This window comes from Elizabethkingia argenteiflava (genome assembly GCF_009904105.1).
Taxonomy (GTDB): Bacteria; Bacteroidota; Bacteroidia; order Flavobacteriales; family Weeksellaceae; genus Elizabethkingia; species Elizabethkingia argenteiflava.
The window spans coordinates 1-617 of the sequence record NZ_JAAABJ010000477.1 but is presented as its reverse complement, the minus strand read 5'-3'; the positions used below and the strand labels follow the sequence as shown (position 1 = coordinate 617).

The window sequence follows — 617 nt, the reverse complement described above, 5'->3', positions numbered from 1 at the left end:
TGGCTGTTCTGAAGGAAAAGCACCTTAAGTTTTGGTGATTTTGCGTATATTGCGAAGAACCACTTGAATTTGATTGGTAGTATATATGATTCTTCGTACTACCTCATCGTACTCGAAGAATGATGAGAGATTTAACCAATTATCCAGCCAGGATTTGCAGGTCAGGGGATATTTTTTTGCCCACTTTTCTTCAAAGGCAAGCAGACTTTGATATCCCTGCTCTTCATTATTAGCTTTTTAGATTGGCTTCATATCCTCCATAACCGCTTTTTTATCCCTGTCAGGAACATAGCGCATGGAGGCGCGGATTTGATGAACCACGCAAAGTTGTACCCTGGTTTTAGTAAATACAGCCTCAACCGATTCGGGGAAACATTTCTGTCCTTCTATTCAGGCAATCATAATATCTTCCTAACCTCTTTTCTTCATATCAGTGAGAACTCCAAGCCAGAATTTTGCCCGTTGATTTTCTGAACTATAAAGCCCAAGTACATCCTTTTTTCCTGCGATATCAACCCCGAGGATATTATAGATAGCTCGTGTGTCAACAGCACCATTCACACTTACCTTGAAAAACATACAATCCAGAAATATAAATGGATAGACGGTTTCAAGAG

General features: G+C 39.9%; 1 pseudogene. It reads right to left on the bottom strand.

The window, feature by feature from the left end:
- Window positions 1–24 precede the first annotated feature (24 nt).
- Window positions 25–579, bottom strand: a pseudogene (locus GNY06_RS14200) (IS256 family transposase).
- Window positions 580–617: the final 38 nt, after the last annotated feature.